Origin of the sequence: Marinobacter antarcticus, from assembly GCF_011049865.1 — a bacterium.
In the GTDB taxonomy this organism is placed as follows: domain Bacteria; phylum Pseudomonadota; class Gammaproteobacteria; order Pseudomonadales; family Oleiphilaceae; genus Marinobacter; species Marinobacter antarcticus_A.
The window spans coordinates 1-19245 of the sequence record NZ_DRGY01000056.1 but is presented as its reverse complement, the minus strand read 5'-3'; the positions used below and the strand labels follow the sequence as shown (position 1 = coordinate 19245).

The window sequence follows — 19245 nt, the reverse complement described above, 5'->3', positions numbered from 1 at the left end:
GAGTAGCCCTGATCAAGCACCAAACAGGCCGCTTCCTGTTTGAACTCTGGCGTGAAAGAACGTCGTTTCCTGGTCATCAGACACCTCGCTTATGGTGGCGATATTACCACCTAAGTTGGTGTCCGGAATCATTGAACCACTACAGGCATACTTAACACGGCCCAGAAGGTTGCGACGAGTTTTAGCTTTCGATTACATTAGACTTATGAGCTGGTTCAGCTAAAGGCACTTGAGAGCCTTATTATTGGGCTATAGACTGAACGAAATGCTTGAGGTTGCTAGCAAATGCTTGCCTGCTGGGAAGACAACATACGCGTAAAAATATAATAAGGATGTTGGTATGGAGCTGTATCTCAACAGCGAAGTTGCTTCAACTTTTTCCCTGGCGGCGCAACAGAATGCCTACCCATTACTGAAACGAATGCTTATATCAGTGCCAGTTGCAGTCGAGCGCGAGTCTTCAAAGCCCGTCACGGATATCCGTGTTCGTCTGACCAGCGACCCCATCTTCTTTGAACCTGAAGAATGGCTCATAGATCGCCTTGAAGCAGGGCAGTCCACGAAACTACAAGATCGACCGTTAAAACCTTACTTTGATAAGTTATCGGGTCTAACGGAAGAGATGCTGGTTCAGTTAAAGTTCGCAGTGTCTTACGTTGATAGTGACGGGCAGACACGTGAACTCTCGTCGCATCATGAAGTCAGCTTTTTGCCTGCCGACTACTGGGGCGGTGAATCGCGTCAAGCTGAACTGCTAGGCGCATTTGTTCAGCCCAATATTCATACGGTTGAAGCGCTAACTGCTAAAGTCGCGCAGGGGCTTCGCAAAGCCGGACAAGACAGTGCTATCAACGGTTATCAATCTAATACTCGTGAGCGACCGTTCTTATTTGGTGCCGCGCTCTGGTCAACGCTCTTTAACGAGCGTCTTACCTATCTGTCGCCACCGAGCGGTTGGGCCGAACGCGGTCAGCGTATTCGTCCTGCCGCAGATATATTGGAGCACAAGACCGCAGCTTGTCTCGATACCTCAGTCCTGTTTGCTAGTTGCCTTGAAAATATGGGGTTGAACCCTGTAATCGCATTAACCAGGACACACGCGTTCGCAGGCTTTTGGTTGATTGATGAGTGCTTCCCCTTGCTCACCAATGACGATCCGATTGATCTCCGTAAGCGCATGGATACGTCTGACATCGTGATGTTCGAAACGACGGTAGTCACCAACGACTCGCCTGTGACATTTAAACAAGCTATTGATCGTGCTAAGACTTTATTGGAAGAGGATCAGGAATCTGAGTTTGTGATGCTGGTCGACATCAAGCAGGCGCGAGCTCGCCGTGTGAAACCGATAGGAATCATCGAAGAAATATCTACAACAAATACGCTTAACGGGGGCGAAGATGAAGCGCTAGGTGCGACCATAGGTATAGATGCGCCGCCGCCGTTACCACCGGTGCGTGGTGACGATCGTGTCTATGAAGAGACACCTGAAACTCGCGTTGATATGTGGCAGCGCAAGTTGCTGGATTTAACAAAGCGCAACCCACTTCTCAATGTAAAAAGCTCAGCTCTGAAGCTCTTCTGTCCTGATCTTGGTACGCTCGAAGATATGCTCGCGGCCGACGAAATCTTTAGCTTTGTCGCAGCGGAAGAAACGCCACTTGGTGACAACGAGCGCAGTACTGAGGCATTTCGTCTCAGCTCGGGCGAGGATTTGCACAAGGAGTTTGCGGTGCAGCAACTCCATAACAAAACGCTCATCGTTAACGACACGTCAAAACGCAAAGACACAAAGCTCGTTGAGCTTCTTAGAAAAGCAAAGAACGATCTGGAAGAGGGTGGGAGTAATACGCTCTTCCTAGCGATCGGTATGCTTCGATGGAAAGAGACACCGGAGAGTGAAAAGTCCTTCCGTGCACCACTAATTCTATTACCGGTCAAGCTTGAACGTCGCAGCGCACAGGCTAAGGTAAAAATGCGTCAGCTTCCCGATGAAGAGTCGATTTTTAACCTAACGCTCATTGAAATGCTTCAGACCGATTACGATATTAATCTTGACCGGCTACGCCACGAACTCCCTGAAGATGAATCCGGTGTGGATGTAGAAGAGATTTGGAATATCGTTCGAGCAGCGATTCAGGATCAGCCAGGATTTATTGTCGTTGAAGAGATTGTTCTTGGTTCTTTCTCCTTTGCGAAGTACCTCATGTGGAAAGATCTGCGCGATCGCACCGAATTACTTAAACAAAGCCCGTTTGTAGAGCATGTTGTTGATCATCCATCTGATGCCTACAAGCAGGAGAGTGTCTTTGTTGAGCGTGGCGAAGTGGACGAAAAGATCAGGCCTGAGTCGTTCTACGCGCCGCTCAACTGTGACTCATCTCAGATGGTTGCGGTTGATGCTTCGTCTCACCCACAAGACTTCGTACTTGAAGGCCCGCCGGGCACGGGTAAGTCAGAAACCATTGCGAACATCATCTGTCACAACTTAGCCTTGGGGCGAAAAGTGCTCTTTGTGGCCGAGAAGATGGCCGCACTTCAGGTCGTTTACCGCCGCATGGAGAAAGTCGGGCTAGCGCACTTGTGTTTGGAGTTACACTCGAACAAGGCAAACAAAAAGTCGGTGCTCGATCAGTTGGGTGCGGCATGGACGCAGCGAGAAGGCACTACGCAGAGTGATTGGATATCGAAGGCGCAGAGGTTAGAGAAAGTCCGTCACGGATTGAATAACTATGTGGCAGAGCTTCATCGTCACCATGCGCTCGGGTTATCTGCTCGTGGTGCAATGGCGCGGGTCGTACGCTTCTCGTATGAGCACCCGTTGCGCCTAGACTGGCCCGATGATCAAAGCCACGCGCCCGTTAGGACAAAAGCCGATCTTGATCCGTACTTGGCAACCGCAAGGGAGCTAGGTATCGCTTTTGGAGAAGTTGAAGATCTCGATCCTGCTAATTTTGGATCGATCACCCAGCTAGAATTTTCAAACCGGTGGCGTACTTCAGTGGTTGCGTTTGCTAACGGAATGCACACCGCGACGAATAGAGCGCGTGCAAGCGCTGAGGCCTTACTGGAGGCGCTAGCGATACCCCTAGAGCATATCTCACCGGCCAAACTCGTTCAGCTTTCGGGTTTGGCTGAACTTTGTGACCTTGCGATAAATGGTGATGTCGATTTTGCACTTCAGGGGGGTGGCCCTTCTCGCGTTAGAGCGTTGAGCGATAGCATTTCTTTGCATACCAAGTTGCATGACCAGATAAATGAGTTTGGTCACGGCCTTAAATGGACGATGCTTGATGAGTATGAATGGGATCAATGGATCCAGCAACGCAACGAAGCGACCGGACTCTTTGGTTTTTTGAAGCGTCATAGCCTACGCAAAACGATGCGTGCGAAAGGGCTTGAAAAGATTGCAGATCTCAGGATTATTGAGTCATCAGTTGCCGCGCGTGAAACGCTCAGACAGCTTAAAATTAGTGCCGCAGAGCTCGAAGGATCGGCAGTATGGTTCGGTGTGGATTCAAATCCGGAGCAACTCAATAGATCGCTTATAGATGGCGCACGGGCACTTAAACTCTTCAAGGCGTTTATCGCATCGTTTGCGGATCCGACGCTTCCTATCGGTACGTTACGTCGCCATTTAATTGACGGTCGGGATTTTCTCTCCGATAGTTCGCAGATAGTGGGACTGGCCCGCCGTGTAGCTGAGGAAGCGGCGAACATCGCAGCGCTTAATGACAAGTCTGAAGCCGTTAAAATTGCAATTAACCTTGACGATGATCTTAGCAAAATCGCGACTGACTTCAGTGTTGTGGCGGAACAGAGTGAACGTTTGAGCCGCTGGTGTCGTTGGCTGGCTGCTAAGAAGCGCGCGACTCAGTACCAACTTGAACCACTATCGCTGATGTTAGAAACTCGCGCTATTGCACCACGAGATTGTGAAGCCAATGCGATGACCGCGTTGTGTGTATGGTTGGCACCGAAACTGATAGATCAGAGTCCTTCGCTAGTTCAGTTTGCGGGTGCGTCTCATGAATCCACCATTGAGATGTTCCGTGAGCTTGACGCTGATGTCTCTGCAACAACGGCCGAGTATATCGTTTCTAAGACAGCTAGCGGCGTGCCTGATCGTAACGCCCCAGATACACCCGCGGAGTATGGTGTGCTCGCACGCGAGCTGGCGAAGAAAACCAGATACAAACCTGTGCGTGCGTTAGTGAATGAAATGGGGGGCGCTCTCACTGATCTAACTCCTTGCTTTATGATGTCGCCGCTATCTGTCGCACAATTCTTGCCCGCCGACTTTGCGTTGTTTGATCTCGTAGTATTCGATGAGGCTTCTCAAATCACCACTTGGGATGCCGTTGGCGCGATCGCGCGTGGGAAGAACGTCATCGTTGTTGGCGACCCGAAACAGATGCCACCGAGTAATACGTTTGGGCGCAAAGAGGAAGATGATCCGGACGAAGGTGATCTAGAATCCATCTTGGATCAGGCATTGGCGGCGCGTTTGCCGCATCTTCGTTTAACTGGTCACTACCGCAGTCGCCATGAAACGCTGATCGCTTTCTCAAACTCGCACTACTACGAGAATCAGCTAACTACGTTCCCGTCAGCGGAAACAAAAATTAGCGCGGTGACGTTGCACCGTGTTGAGGGTGTGTATGCTAAAGGTCGCGGTCGGACCAATACAATCGAGGCACAGGCGGTAGTTGCAGAGGTCGTTAAGCGTCTCACAGCCATGATCAATGGCGCGCCAGAGCGTTCGATCGGTATCGTTACGATCAACTCGCAGCAACAGCGTTTGGTTGAGGATTTCGTTGATGAGGCGCGCCGTAAAAACTCTGAACTCGAACACTTTTTTACTGCAACGGATACCTATGATCCTGTGTTTGTTAAAAACCTTGAGTCTGTCCAAGGTGATGAGCGTGACATTATTGTATTATCGCTGACCTACGGCCCGACTGAGCCAAGTGGCCGCACCATGAGCATGAACTTCGGCCCTTTGAATAAGCCTGGCGGTGAGCGCCGGCTAAATGTTGCCGTAACGCGTGCAACGACCGAGGTGATGGTCTTCTCGAGCTTTGATTCATCCATGATAGATCTCTCGCGGACACAAGCTACGGCGGTAGAGCATCTTAAAAACTACCTTGAGTTCGCCGAGCGCGGACCGATTGCGCTATCTGAGTTCAGTTCAGCTAACCATGGTGTTGATCAATTCGATTCAGACTTCGAGCAGGCCGTTGCCATGTCGCTTCGGGCAAAAGGTTGGAAGGTTCAGACACAGGTGGGTGTTTCTAAATTCCGCGTGGACCTGGGTGTTATTCATCCAGATAAACCCGGTGAATACCTCGCTGGTGTCGAGTGCGACGGAGCTACCTACCATAGTTCGCCATCAGCGCGTGACCGCGATCGAGTGCGTCAGGCGATCCTTGAGAATCTTGGCTGGCGGATCGTTCGTTTATGGTCTACCGACTACTTCCAAGAGCCGGAGTATGCGATTAAAAAGATCCACGAAAGGCTGGAGGCGCTGTTAGCCGATAGCCGTGAAGTTAAGGGCGTTGCAGAGCCAGAGGCAGAGGCCGCACTAGTTTCCAAGCCTGAGCCGTCAGCCGAGCTAGGCCAAGAGTCTTCTAGCATGCCTGACGCTGACTCTGGTGAGAATGATTCTAAACTTATAATCGACTCTGGGGCTGCCGAGGCGGATCTACTTGCTCAAGTCCAGCACCAAGCGTCGTCGCATGAACCTCTTTTTGAAGCCCACCCTGTCAACGATGACGTGCTTGCAGGCCTCCCAACCTACGACAAAGAGCGCTACTTTCATGCGGATCATCGGTTAGATCTGAGCCGCTTGGCCAAGTCTGTGTTAGAGAACAAAAACGGGATTACGTTGCACGAGCTAACTCTCGATATTGCGCACAAGCACGGTTTGAATCGTAGCTCTCGCAAGCAACGTCAGCATCTTCGCGACGTGATTAAGAGTTGGGCAGGCTTATGGCGAGAGGGTGAGGAGAAGACAACGGTTTGGCTATCACCGGACGATGTTTGCAATGAGATTCCGTGGCGAGGCCTTTACGCTTTTGGTCTTGAGCGCGACTGGAAAGATTTGTGTTACCAAGAGCAGGTCAGTGTTGCACGTTCTGCGCTTGCCGCTCAGCCCAACGATCCGATCGATTGGCTTTTTTCTGAATTTAAGATCGGTCGTCGTCATAGCTCGACAGCAGAGACTTTCCAGACGTGGGTTGATAGAGTTCACGGAGTTTGATTAGGCAGCGAAGTAAAGAGCAAGCTAGTAACACAGGCAAGACTAGCGGACTTTAATATCCTCGCAGTGAGAGTCCTAGTCGTGAGTATGAAGTTTTCCAACTTGACCAAAAAAAAATTCTAGATTTGGCGGATCGGCCTCAGACTGACTGTGACTGTTCGAGTTGGAATTATTCATGGACTATGAATCAAGTTGCCTGCCCCGCCGCCACGCCAGACGCCCACGCCCACTGAAAATTGTGCCCACCCAGATGCCCCGTCACGTCCACAACTTCGCCGATAAAGTAGAGGTTGGGGTGATCCAGTGCCGCCATGGTTTTTGATGAGAGCTGGCGGGTATCTACTCCGCCCAGTGTTACTTCAGCTGTTCTGTAGCCCTCAGTGCCTGCGGGCTTTATGGTCCACTGCGCCAACGTGTCGGCCATCTGCTCAAGATCGCTGTTTTTGTAGCTCTGAAGAGGGCCTTCCCAGCCAAAAAGCTCGTTGAATGCCTGGGCGAAGCGTTTGGGCAGGTGCTGGGTAAGATAGTGGGCCAGAGATGATTGCGGCTTTTGTTTGCGCAGAGACGCCAGATCTTCACGGATATTGCGCTCCGGCAACAGGTTGACCGTCAACGGGTCTCCGGGCTGCCAAAAGCTGGAAATCTGTAGCATCGACGGGCCGCTCAGGCCCCGGTGCGTCACTAGCATGGGCTCCCGGAAACGCTGATTGTTGCAAGCGGCCTCCACCGGGCAGCTCACGCCCGAAAGAGGTGCCAGTTGCTGCTTCAATTCGGGGTGCAGCGTGAAGGGCACCAACCCGGCCCGGGTGGGCAGAACGGTGAGCCCGAATTGCCGGGCAATGTCGTAGCCGAAGCCCGTAGCGCCCATGGTGGGGATGGATAGGCCACCGCAGGCGATAACCAGAGATTCGCAGGTGAGGGCGCCTGAGCTGGTGTTAACCCGGTAATGCCCAGCGCTTTGGGCGATGCTCTTTACGCTGGTTTTCATGCGAACTTCAGCACCCGCCCAATCGCATTCTGTCAGCAGCATGGCAAGTATTTCTTTCGCGCTGTCTTTGCAGAACAGCTGGCCGGCGGCTTTTTCTTCATGTTCAATGCCGTGGCGTTCAACAAGATCCAGAAAATTCTGCGGGGTATAACGTTTCAGGGCAGAAATGCAAAAGCGCGGGTTGTCTGATAGAAAATTGGCAGGCGTGCTGTTGAGATTGGTGAAATTACAGCGCCCGCCACCAGACATGAGGATTTTCTTTCCCGGCTTGTTGGCATGATCAATTACCAGCACCTTGCGCCCGCGGTAGCCTGCGGTGGCTGCGCACATCAGGCCGGCGGCGCCGGCACCGATAATAATCACGTCGTACTGGTTGCTGGAACTTGCCGTCATTACTGCCCGCCCTCTGATTTATGTGGCGGGCAGTATACCAGCCTCAGGCCGAGGCTACGGGTCATTCCAGATGAACCGTTCCTTCCATATAAAATGCAGCTTGCCCCGCGATGGCGACACGGTCACCTTTCAACGCGCAGCGCAATAATCCCCCACGGGTTGAGAGTTGTCGGGCTTCAAGCCGGGTCTTGCCCAGTTTTTCCGCCCAGTAGGGCACCAGAACACTGTGAATCGAGCCCGTAACCGGGTCTTCATCAAGGCCGGCGCCCGGGGCGAAGTAACGGCTTACAAAGTCGGCTGTTTCGCCAGGAGCGGTGACGATCAAGCCCAGGTTGTCGAGCTCCCGCAGTAAGCGCATGTCCGGTTGCGTAGCTTTTACGGCCGCCTCGTTTTCCAGAACCATCATGTAATTTGCATCAGCAGGCACGTAAAAAACAGTTGCGGGCGCACCCCCAAGGGCTTCTGCGAGGATTGCCGGGGTTTCCCGCTCCTCGACAGAAAAGTTGGGGAAGTCCAGAACCAGCCAGTTGTCAGCGGTTTTTTGAACACCCAAAGGACCGCTTTTGGAGTGAAAGCGGATCGTTTCTTCGGCCCAGCCGAGTTTGTTGAAAATAACCCAGGCGCTGGCCAGAGTGGCATGCCCGCAAAGAGGCACCTCGATATTCGGAGTAAACCAGCGGATGTGAAAGTCTGACCCGCCAGCGCCAGACTCGCGCACAAAAAACGCAGTTTCCGACAGGTTGTTCTCCGCTGCCAGAGCTTGCAATGTCTCATCTGGAAGCCATTTTTCCAGCGGCATGACGGCGGCCGGATTACCCTTGAAAATCTGGCTGGTAAAGGCGTCTACCTGATAAATAGGGTGTTTCATGGTCTGTCCTCCGTAAACAAACGCTTAGCGTAGTGATGAGCCTTGTGGCTGGCAAACTGCGCCAGTTCACGCTCGCTGTAGAAATGCAGCTCGGGAAGCGGGTTATGGTGTGTTATCACCCAGTGCTCCTGACCTGATTGGTTGATAGAAAATCCGAGATCTTTCAACCATTGGCGGCTGGTGTTCAGTCCCTCTGCGCACAGGGCGGGGGCGTTGGACTGCAGGCCAAAAAGATTGTTCCGGGTTGCGGTCGGGGCGTGACAGTTTGCTATGCCCATGGTGAAACTCCTTCTTCTGTTTGCGATGTTGTTATTGTCTCTCCAGGCTGACGGGCATAACAGATTCAGATAATCTGTTTTTGAACCGGTACAGGGTGCTGTTTTTAGCGTCTGTACTGGTGATCTTTTCCGTTATCTGTACCGTTCTTGCCTGTTGGCGATCTGTTGCAATAAAGGCGACAGCTTTATTGATGGGCAATAACCTTTATGTTCGCGAGGCAGGCAGGATGGGCGTTCTCTACAACCAGGTGGCAGACAGGCTTCAGGCACTTATTCAGGATGGCGTTTATCGGGACGGAGACCGCCTGCCGGGCGTACGGGTGCTGAGCAAGCAGTTGGGCGTTAGCATTTCGACGGTGTTGCAGGGGCATCAGACGCTTGAAGCCCGTGGTTATCTTCAGGCCCGGGAGCGTAGTGGCTATTTTGTGCGTTTGCCTGCCGTGGATGCCCCTGAGCCTTTGATGCAACGGGACCGAAGCCGTCCGATTCCGGTCACGGCCCGTGAGATGACACTGGAGCTGTGCGCCGATGAGCAAAAGCGCATGGTGCCGCTGGCCACCGCCGTTGCCCATGCAGACTACTTGCCGTTGCGGCAGATTCAGCAGAGCACGCTCTGGGCGGCGAGGCAAGGGCTGGAAACGTTGGATTATGCCTTTCCGGGCAAGGCGTCATTACGCCGGCAGATTGCCCAACGCATGGCGTCTGTGGGCGTCCCGATAACCCCGGGTGATGTGCTCGTTACCAACGGTGCCCAGGAAGCCATTATTCTGGGCTTGCGCGCGGTTACCCAGCCGGGGGACATAGTGGCGGTTGAGTCACCGTCTTTCCCCGGCATTCTCCAGGCGCTGGAAGTGGTCGGGTTGCGCGCAATGGAAATTCCGACCCATCCCTCTGATGGTCTTAGCCTTGAAGGTTTGCAACTGGCCCTTGAACAATGGCCTTTGAAGGCCTGTGTTGTGGTGGCCAATCACAGCAATCCCATGGGCGCCAGAATGCCGGATGAGCGCAAAAAGCAGATGGTGTCGATGCTTGCCGCCGCCGGAGTGCCGTTGATTGAGGACGATATTTACGGTGATCTGTATCACACGGGTGAGCGGCCATGGCCTGCAAAGGCCTATGATCGCGCGGACAACGTGATCTACTGCAGTTCTTTTTCCAAAACCATTTCGCCGGGGTTGAGGCTGGGTTGGATGGTGCCCGGGCGCCATATGGCCGGTGCCAGGCAGCAAAAGTATTTTTCCAACCTGGCGACGTCGTCCATTCCGCAGCTGGCGGTTGCGCATTTTCTCGAGCAGGGTGGTTATGATCGCTACCTGCGTTCTGCTCGTCAGCATTACCGGGAGGCGACCGAGCGCCTGCGCGCAGCTGTGGCGCGGTCGTTTCCTGTTGGTACAGCGGTCAGCCGCCCCCAGGGTGGCTTTGTGCTTTGGGTGCAACTGCCCGCTGGGGTTTCCGGCACCCGCGTATACCATCGCGCCCGGGCAGAAAATATCAACGTGGCACCTGGCCTGATGTTCTCGATTTCAGGCAAGTTCGATTCTTGCCTGCGGCTGAACGGCGGCAATCCCTGGAGTGCGCGTATAGATCAGGCCATTATCAGGCTTGGGGCATTGGCTCATGAGGAGCTGGCGCAAGGCGGTCAGGCGCCGCCCGGTTGACTCCGCAGGCAAGCTGGATGAAAGTATAGCGATTGCAGCAATGCCCACGAATACACCACAAGACCAGCAGGCCCGAGGCTTGCAGTGAGGACCACCAAATGACCTCGATTTTCGATCAGGGCCTTGCGCCTGTTGACGCCAACTACGCTGTTCAATCCCCGATTGATTTTATTGAACGCACCGCCAGTGTCTATCCGGATTACCCCTCCATTATTCATGGGGCTGTTCGCTATAATTGGGCCCAGACCTACGAGCGGTCCCGGCGTTTGGGATCGGCATTGAAAGGTCGAGGGATTGTTAAGGGTGATACGGTGGCGGCCATGCTGCCCAACATTCCGGCCATGGTGGAGTGTCATTTTGGCGTGCCCATGGCGGGCGCCGTCTTGAACGCGCTGAATATCCGGCTGGACGCAGAGACCATTACCTACATGCTGGAGCACGGCGAAGCGAAGGCGGTGATTGTGGATCGCGAATTTGGCGAGGTGATGCGTGACGCGATCAGTCGCCTCGAAAACAAGCCCTTGATTATCGACGTGGACGACCCGGAATACGGCGAAGGTGTGCAAGCCAGCGATCTGGATTATGAGGCGTTTCTTACGGAAGGCGATCCTCAGTTTCCGTGGCAGTTCCCTGACAACGAATGGGACGCCATCTCTCTGAATTACACCTCCGGAACTACCGGCAACCCCAAAGGGGTGGTGTATCACCATCGTGGCGCTTACTTGAACGCGTTGGGCAACCAAACCGTATGGTCAATGGGCATGCATCCGGTGTACTTGTGGACGTTGCCGATGTTCCACTGCAACGGCTGGTGTTTTCCCTGGACGATTGCTGCCGTGGCGGGTACTCACGTGTGCTTGCGCCGGGTAGACCCGGTAAAAATCCTGCAGCTGATCAAAGAACACAGGGTCTCCCACATGTGCGGTGCGCCGATTGTGCTCAACGCATTGCTGAATGTGCCGCCCGAGCACAAGGCGGGTATTGACCACGAAGTTCGCGCCATGACGGCAGGTGCGGCGCCTCCGGCCCAGGTTATTGGTGCCATCGAGGAAATGGGCATCAAAGTGACCCACGTATACGGCCTGACAGAAGTGTATGGGCCGGTCACCGTGTGTGCCTGGAAAGCTGAGTGGGACGAATTGCCCTTGCACGATCGCGCGAAGATTAAAGCCCGCCAGGGCGTGCGCTATCACACGCTTGCGGGCACCATGGTCGGTGATATCGAAACCATGGAAGCGGTTCCCAAAGATGGTAAAACCATTGGCGAGATCTTTTTGCGCGGTAACACCGTGATGAAAGGGTATCTGAAGAATCCGAAAGCCACCGAAGAGGCTTTTCGAGGCGGCTGGTTTCACACCGGCGATCTGGCCGTGTGGCACGAAGACGGCTATCTGGAAATCAAGGATCGCCTGAAAGATATCATTATTTCGGGCGGCGAGAACATTTCCACCATCGAGGTGGAGGATGCGTTATACCGGCATCCCTCCGTTATGGAGGCGGCGGTGGTGGCTCGCCCGGATGAAAAATGGGGCGAAACGCCTTGTGCGTTCGTCACGTTAAAACCAGAAGCGGGAGATGTCAGCGAGGCCGATATTATCGATTTTTGTCGCGAACATCTGGCACGTTTCAAAGTGCCCAAGACGGTTGTTTTCTCCGAGTTGCCGAAAACGTCCACCGGGAAAATCCAAAAGTTTGTACTCAGGGATCAGGCCAAAGATCTGGAATGATGTCCTGATGTGTACAACCTCAGCGAGGCCGTCAACAAGATGACCGGAGACAAAACCGATCCAGCCAATAAACTGCTTGAATTGCATGTGAAGCACGAGTTGGCAGCACTGAAGGGCGCAAAGCTGCGGACATTTTTGAAACAGGAAGTCGGCGAGCTACTTGATCTTGCGGGTGATGTCACGCTGAATCGCATAGCCTCGGAGCAGCAGGTGATGGCAACGATTCAGCGCGTTGTCGTAAACATGGAGCTCGACGCAGGCATTCCTGAATTGGCGGGCGAGATGGCCAATGAAGTGCTGAATGCACCGGTTCAGGCAACGACGACCTTGGGCGATGTCATCGCCCGGGACCAGGCCGCCGGTTTTGTTGAAGAGTTGCTTGAGCTCAGGGGCCAGCGGGAGCAAATGATCAGCAACATCATGGCGCACCCGGTTTACCAGGAGCTGATTTCGAACGTGGTGTATCAGGGTGTGATCAATTATCTGTACGAAGACAACCTGATCACCAAGTCGGTCCCCGGCGTTGGCTCCATGATGAAGTTTGGTAAGCGTATGGCCAACAAGGCGATGCCAGGGCTGGATGAAACCTTTGAGCGCCGTTTCAAATCCTGGCTTTCGGACAGCCTGCCCGGGTTGATTGGCCGCAGTGAGCAGTTCTTGCAACGGGCGCTGTGTGATGATGAGGTGCGGGATACGGTTATGGCGGCCTGGCTTGCTACCGAGGATCGAACGCTTGCGGAGCTGCGCGAAGGGTTGGGAGACGCTGAGCTGCAAACGTTTGTGGTGTTGGGCTATGAGTTCTGGTTGCGGTTCCGGAAAACGGCCTGTTTTGACGGCTGCGCCCAGGCTGCGGTTGCGCACCTGTTCGTAAAATACGGTGATCGGCCGCTCAGCGATCTACTCGGTGACCTTGGTGTTACCCGTGAGGTGATTATGGCCGAAGTAAACGCCTGGGCGATTCCGGTGATAGATGTTCTCCGGGAGGAGGGGTACGTTGAGGCGCTTTTGCGTCGGCGGCTTGCCGCCTTTTACAACTCCGCGCCAGCCCGTAAAATTCTTGCATAAAAACGAAAGGAGGCCGGTGTGGTTTCTGAGCTTTTCTGGGCGTACCTGATTGCCATAAGTTTGCTGACGGTAACGCCGGGCGTGGATACGCTTTTGGTTATGCGCAACGCCGGCCGCGGCGGCTTTCGGGATGGCGGTGTGACCAGTATCGGCATTTGCAGCGGTTTGTTTATTCACGCCACCCTCTCAGCGCTGGGGATTTCTCTGTTGTTGCTTGAGACGGCCTGGGCATTTTCTGCGCTGAAGTGGGCCGGAGCCTGCTACCTGATTTGGCTTGGCTTGAGTTCACTTCGGCGGGCCATGAAGCACGAGCCCGATACCGGTGCAGAATCACGGTCGGTTTCTCGCCGCAGTGTTCCTGTGCACGTGTCGTTTCGAGAAGGCTTGCTTTCCAATGTGCTCAACCCTAAAACGGCGCTCTTTTATATGGCGTTGTTGCCTCAGTTTGTGGACCCGTCAGGAAGCGCTTTTCAGCAGTCGTTGATACTTGCAGGGGTGCATTTCGTGATGGCAATGGTCTGGCAGTGCGGACTGGCTTGGGCGGTGGTGCGTTTTCGCGGCCTGGGCGTTGGTGTGCGCGTTAAGCGGCTGCTCAATGGACTGACCGGGGGGTTCTTCATCGCAATGGGGGCAAGGCTTGCGAGCAATTGACTGGCGCTTGAGTTGCGTTAGTCGGCCCTGGTCAGTCTTTATAACCGTTGATCACTAATAATTACTTCTCCAGATACTGCAGCTTGTTGGGCTTGCCATCCCAGTCTGCTGCGTCTGCCGGGGGATCTTTCTTCTCGGTGATGTTGGGCCACTTACCGGCAAGATCGGCGTTGAGTTCTACGAATTGCTCCTGATCGGCAGGCAGTTCGTCTTCCGAGAAAATGGCTTCGGCCGGGCATTCGGGCTCGCACAGGGCACAATCGATACACTCATCCGGGTCGATCACCAGAAAATTCGGGCCTTCGTAGAAACAGTCTACCGGGCATACTTCCACGCAGTCTGTGTATTTGCACTTGATGCAGTTATCGGTAACGATAAACGCCATAATCAGATCCCTGGTCCAGTGGTCAATCTCATCCGGAGCGTTCGGCTAGGCTCCATGGTTCTATTTTGATGGGCGATATTGTAGGGAGCGGCCCGCACAGCCGCAAGCGTTTGCCGGATATAACCTTATTACCCAGATCAACTCCCTCTCAGTTTTTAAGCAATTCTTTCAGTTCGTAAAGCCGATTCAGCGCGTCTCTGGGTGACAACCCGTCCAGATCAAGGCTTTGGAGTGCTTCGTCTACAGCGCTTGGCTGTGAACTGGCAAACATATCACCCTGATAAACGGCATGAGTGGGTTCTGCTGCTCGTTTCTGGCTGGGCCCAGCGGCTAATGAGGGCGCGGGGGTTGCGCTGCCTTCGAGCAGGGCCAGTTGCGCTTTGGCGTTCCCGATGACGCTTTGAGGCACGCCAGCCAGTTTCGCCACCTGCAAGCCGTAGCTCTGGCTGGCCGGGCCTTCGTGCACATTGTGCAGGAATACAATGCTGTCGTCGTGTTCGGTGGCCGTCAAATGCACGTTCACAGCGTGTTCAAGGTCGTCTGCCAGCTGTGTGAGTTCAAAATAGTGTGTGGCAAACAGCGTGTAGCAGCGTGTTTCTTTTGCCAGATGCTCTGCTGTGGCCCAAGCCAGGGACAAGCCATCAAACGTGCTGGTGCCACGGCCTATTTCGTCCATCAGCACCAGGCTGAGCTCGGTGGCGTTGTGCAGAATGTTGGCGGTCTCAGTCATTTCCACCATGAAGGTCGATCGCCCACCGGCAATGTCATCCGACGACCCCATGCGGGTGAATATACGGTCTATCGGTCCAAGTTTGGCTCGGTTAGCGGGCACGAAGCTCCCGGTGTAGGCCAACAGGGAGATCAAGGCTGCCTGGCGCATGTAGGTGGACTTGCCGCCCATGTTAGGGCCGGTAATCACCAGCATCCGGCGCTGAGTGTCCATCAGCAGGTTGTTGGGCACGAAAGGCTCATCAAGAAGCTGTTCCACCACCGGATGCCTGCCATCTTCAATATCAAACCCGGGGGCATCGCGGAACTCGGGTGCGGCAAAGCGCAATGTAGTTGCACGTTCGGCAAAGTTGCTGATGACATCGAGCTCTGCCAACGCCTGTGCCGCATCCTGAAGCGGCGCAAGTTGTCCCGCGACGGTTTCTAGCACCTCATCGTACAGGGCTTTTTCTCTGGTAAGGGCCCGGCTTTTGGCGCTCAGGGCTTTATCCTCGAATTCTTTCAGTTCGGGCGTAATAAAGCGTTCAGCGTTTTTCAGTGTCTGGCGGCGAATGTAATCAACCGGCGCTTGAGCCGATTGGGCTCGGCTGATTTCAATGTAGTAGCCATGCACGCGGTTGTAGCCAACCTTCAGCGTGCTTATGCCCGTGCGTTCTTTCTCCCGGGTTTCCACATCCAGCAGGTACTGGCCCGCGTTTTCACTGATGTTGCGCAACTCATCCAGTGCGCCATCAAAACCCTCACGGATCACTCCGCCCTCCCGGATGACAACCGGCGGATTGTCGATAAGGGCGCGCTCCAGCATGCCGGCCAACTCGGGATACTCACCAATTGCGGCGGCCAGTTTGGCAATGTGTTGAGAGCTGACGGGCTTCAGTGTTTCTTGCAGATCCGGCAGCACCAGAAACGCATCCCGCAAGCGGGCGAGATCTCTTGGGCGAGCTGAACGCAGTGCCACGCGGGCCAGTACACGTTCAATGTCGCCCACGGCTTTTAAAAGATCGTGTACCGGTTCGTAAAGAAAGCCTTCAAGCAGGGCGGATACGGCTTGCTGTCGCTGCTTCACCACGTCTACATTTCGCAGCGGACGATTCAGCCAGCGCCGCAACTCCCGGCCGCCCATAGAGGTTGCGGTTTTATCCATCACCCAGGCCAGAGTGTGCTGCTGACCGCCCATAAGGTTGACGTCAATTTCCAGATTCCGGCGACTCGTAGCATCGAGAATCACCGCTTCGTCGCGGCGCTCCCGGGTTAACTTGCGGATGTGGGGCAGGGCGGTGCGCTGGGTTTCTTTTGCGTACTGCAAAAGACAGCCGGCGGCACAAATAGCCAGGCTGAGGTCTTCGCAACCAAAGCCCGTGAGGTCGCGAACCTGTAATTGCTGGGTGATAACGCGGCGAGCTGTATCGCCCTCAAACAGCCAGGGCCCCTGGCGGCGAACGCCGGTAAAGCCGGTCAGCACTTCCTCAAACGGAAAGTCTTCACTGATCAGTATCTCCGCAGGGCGCAAACGCTGCAGCTCTCCTTGCAGCGCCTCCAGGTTATCCAGTTCGGACACCACAAATCGGCCGCTGGAAATATCCAGTGAGGCAAAACCGAACTGTTCGCGGTGATGAAATATTGCGACCAGCAGGTTATCGCGCCGGTCCTCCAGATAGGCGTCATCACTCAGGGTGCCAGGAGTAACAATTCTCACCACTTGGCGATCAACCGGCCCTTTGCTGGTGGCAGGATCACCGATCTGTTCGCAGATGGCGATGGATTGACCTGCCCGCACCAGCCGGGCAATGTAACCTTCGGATGCATGAAACGGGATGCCCGCCATGGGAATCGGGTTACCGCCGGACTGCCCCCTTGCAGTGAGGGTGATGTTCATCAGCTCTGCGGCTTTTTTGGCATCGTCGTAAAACAGCTCGTAAAAATCACCCATGCGGTAAAATACGAGCTCGTCCGGATGCTCACCCTTGATTTTGAGATATTGCTGCATCATGGGTGTGTGCTTGGAAAAATCGTTCTGGGCTGCTGGCATGGACGAGTCCGGATAATCTTGCTTTGGGTGAAGCCACGGATTGTAAGAAAATAACGCCCGTGATGAAACGAAGGAGATCATTATGCCTGCCAGTGACCACGAACTCGAACAAGCCGGACATCATTTGGCCGAGCGGCTGTTGGCCGCGGGCCATACGCTGGTAACCGCTGAAAGCTGCACTGGCGGCTGGGTTGCCAAGGTGCTGACAGACAGGGCCGGCTCATCAGCCTATGTATTAGGCGGCCTGGTTACGTACAGTAATGGATTAAAACACACGCTGCTCGGGGTAACCCGTGCGTCTCTGGATAATCACGGTGCCGTCAGCGAGCCGGTTGTCCGCGAAATGGTTGCAGGCGCACTCGCCACAACCGGCGCGGATGTCGCCGTGGCTGTTAGCGGTGTGGCGGGCCCCGGAGGGGGCAGTAAAGACAAGCCCGTAGGAACCGTCTGGTTTGCCTGGGGCGGCAGTGTGAGCAGCACAGAGGCTGTCGTTCGGCACTTCAGTGGCGATCGCGATGAAGTAAGGCGAAAGGCAGTTCTCTTTGCCTTGCAAGGTGTTAGCGGCTTTTTGGAGAAGACCTGAATGTTTTCACAATAACAGGGGTTGGTCTCGCTCCCGGGGTATGTTTTAATACTGTTCAAATATACAGGAATTTGACTGTAGCCACTGTTCAGATTCCAATTCATTATCTCTCCGCCGGCGTGTTATATCGTGCCGGAGGCCAAGGCAACAGAGGGTTTGCACTGATGGAAGACAACCGCAAAAAAGCATTGAGCGCAGCGCTGGGCCAGATTGAACGCCAGTTCGGTAAAGGCGCAATCATGAAAATGGGCGACCAGCCCCGCGAAGCCATGCCTGCGGTTTCCACGGGCTCTCTCGGGCTGGACGTTGCTCTGGGTATAGGTGGTCTGCCTTACGGCCGGGTTGTTGAAGTTTACGGACCTGAAAGCTCCGGTAAAACAACGTTGACTCTGCAGGTTATCGCCGAGGCGCAAAAAGCCGGTAAGACCTGTGCCTTTATTGATGCCGAGCACGCTCTTGACCCTATTTACGCCGAAAAACTGGGTGTTAACGTAGATGACCTTCTGGTTTCCCAGCCGGATACCGGGGAACAGGCTCTGGAAATTGTCGACATGCTCGTGCGCTCCAACGCGGTAGACGTGATTGTTGTTGACTCGGTTGCCGCCCTTACACCGAAAGCTGAAATTGAAGGCGAAATGGGTGACAGTCATGTCGGCTTGCAGGCCCGCTTGATGTCCCAGGCTCTGCGTAAGCTCACGGGTAACGTGAAGCACTCCAACTGTTTGCTGGTCTTTATCAACCAGATCCGTATGAAGATCGGTGTGATGTTTGGTAGCCCCGAAACGACGACTGGCGGTAACGCCCTGAAATTCTACGCATCTGTACGCCTTGATATCCGCCGGATCGGTGCGGTAAAGGAAGGGGATGAGGTTATAGGTAACGAGACCCGCGTCAAGGTCGTTAAAAACAAGGTGTCCCCACCTTTCCGGCAGGCCGAGTTCCAGATTCTTTACGGCAAGGGCATTTACCAAATGGCTGAAGTGCTCGATATGGGCGTTAAAGAAGGCTTTGTGGACAAGGCCGGCGCCTGGTACGCCTACAAAGGCGATAAAATCGGCCAGGGTAAAGCCAATGCCTGTAAGTTTCTTGAAGAGAATATGGATGTTGCCAAGGAAATTGAGGCCAGCGTGCGTGACAGGCTGATGCCGAAGCCGGTTTCCAAAAAAGACGCGGAGGCAGCTGAAGCACCGGCAGAAGCGGATGGTGAACTGATCTAAGCTATACGGGCTATGTGGCGGGCTAGATGGAGAGATGCGCTGTGGATCGCAAAAAGCAATTACTTATTGTTTCTCACGCGCCCTCTCCTAATACGCTTACCCTGCGCGATGCCATTGCGCAGGGTGCAAGCCACGAAGATATTGAAAACGTGGAAGTAACCGTGTTGGCACCCCTTGATGCGGGCCCGGAAGATGTTCTCGCCTGCGACGCCATTATCCTTGGTACCACTGAAAATCTCGGTTATATGAGTGGCGCGCTCAAAGATTTCTTTTCGTAAGTGCTATTTAATCTAATGAATTTGTTGCCCAAAAGGGCTGAGGATGATGTTATAACCACTGACTCATAAAAATAAAGGGGTGTGGCGTGGTCTCTCAAGTTAAGAGATTAACCTTCACTTATAACGGCCACTTG

The 19245-nt window shown here is 54.2% G+C and carries 12 protein-coding genes and 1 pseudogene; 8 read left to right on the top strand and 5 right to left on the bottom strand.

From position 1 onward, the window contains the following. Window positions 1-340 precede the first annotated feature (340 nt). Window positions 341-6262 (top strand): DUF4011 domain-containing protein, encoded by a 5922-nt coding sequence (locus tag ENI00_RS07290; RefSeq protein WP_304100884.1) that lies wholly within the window; start codon window positions 341-343, stop codon window positions 6260-6262. A 187-nt stretch (window positions 6263-6449) separates the two neighbouring features. Here the strand turns inward: ENI00_RS07290 and ENI00_RS07285 are convergent, their stop codons facing one another. The 3 genes from ENI00_RS07285 to ENI00_RS07275 form a co-directional block, all read right to left on the bottom strand. Further along, window positions 6450-7643: an NAD(P)/FAD-dependent oxidoreductase gene (locus ENI00_RS07285; protein ID WP_304100882.1), complete on the bottom strand. Its 1194-nt coding sequence runs from the start codon at window positions 7641-7643 to the stop codon at window positions 6450-6452. A gap of 61 nt (window positions 7644-7704) precedes the next feature. Beyond that, the gene (locus tag ENI00_RS07280; protein ID WP_304100880.1) at window positions 7705-8511 is read right to left on the bottom strand and encodes a PhzF family phenazine biosynthesis protein; all 807 of its coding nucleotides are present in this window, start codon (window positions 8509-8511) and stop codon (window positions 7705-7707) included. Beyond that, window positions 8508-8789, bottom strand: coding sequence for a hypothetical protein (locus tag ENI00_RS07275; protein WP_304100878.1), 282 nt, complete (start codon window positions 8787-8789; stop codon window positions 8508-8510). The genes ENI00_RS07280 and ENI00_RS07275 overlap by 4 nt, the downstream gene beginning before the upstream one ends. A gap of 227 nt (window positions 8790-9016) precedes the next feature. Here ENI00_RS07275 and ENI00_RS07270 point away from each other — a divergent pair, with 227 nt between their 5' ends. From ENI00_RS07270 to ENI00_RS07255, 4 genes are all read left to right on the top strand, one after another. Then, window positions 9017-10447, top strand: coding sequence for a PLP-dependent aminotransferase family protein (locus ENI00_RS07270; RefSeq protein WP_349740392.1), 1431 nt, complete (start codon window positions 9017-9019; stop codon window positions 10445-10447). A 98-nt stretch (window positions 10448-10545) separates the two neighbouring features. Beyond that, a complete protein-coding gene (locus ENI00_RS07265) occupies window positions 10546-12174 on the top strand; it encodes an acyl-CoA synthetase (protein WP_304100874.1) in 1629 nt (542 codons plus the stop codon). A gap of 9 nt (window positions 12175-12183) precedes the next feature. Continuing rightward, on the top strand, window positions 12184-13239 hold the full coding sequence (locus ENI00_RS07260) for a hypothetical protein (RefSeq protein WP_414674226.1): 1056 nt from the start codon (window positions 12184-12186) through the stop codon (window positions 13237-13239). 18 nt (window positions 13240-13257) lie between these two features. After that, window positions 13258-13890: a LysE family translocator gene (locus tag ENI00_RS07255; RefSeq protein WP_304100871.1), complete on the top strand. Its 633-nt coding sequence runs from the start codon at window positions 13258-13260 to the stop codon at window positions 13888-13890. A 61-nt stretch (window positions 13891-13951) separates the two neighbouring features. Here the strand turns inward: ENI00_RS07255 and fdxA are convergent, their stop codons facing one another. After that, a complete protein-coding gene (gene fdxA / locus ENI00_RS07250; RefSeq protein ID WP_304100869.1) occupies window positions 13952-14275 on the bottom strand; it encodes a ferredoxin FdxA in 324 nt (107 codons plus the stop codon). Between the two features lie 148 nt (window positions 14276-14423). Beyond that, the gene (gene mutS / locus ENI00_RS07245; protein WP_304100866.1) at window positions 14424-17033 is read right to left on the bottom strand and encodes a DNA mismatch repair protein MutS; all 2610 of its coding nucleotides are present in this window, start codon (window positions 17031-17033) and stop codon (window positions 14424-14426) included. An 82-nt stretch (window positions 17034-17115) separates the two neighbouring features. On the opposite strand from mutS, the gene ENI00_RS07240 reads away from it, so the two are divergent. From ENI00_RS07240 to ENI00_RS07230, 3 genes and pseudogenes are all read left to right on the top strand, one after another. Further along, a complete protein-coding gene (locus ENI00_RS07240; protein ID WP_304100864.1) occupies window positions 17116-17616 on the top strand; it encodes a CinA family protein in 501 nt (166 codons plus the stop codon). Window positions 17617-17780: 164 nt separating this feature from the next. After that, window positions 17781-18833: a recombinase RecA gene (recA, locus tag ENI00_RS07235; RefSeq protein ID WP_304100863.1), complete on the top strand. Its 1053-nt coding sequence runs from the start codon at window positions 17781-17783 to the stop codon at window positions 18831-18833. Between the two features lie 26 nt (window positions 18834-18859). Continuing rightward, window positions 18860-19105 (top strand): annotated as a pseudogene (locus tag ENI00_RS07230) (flavodoxin family protein); the annotation flags it as partial. Window positions 19106-19245 lie beyond the last annotated feature (140 nt).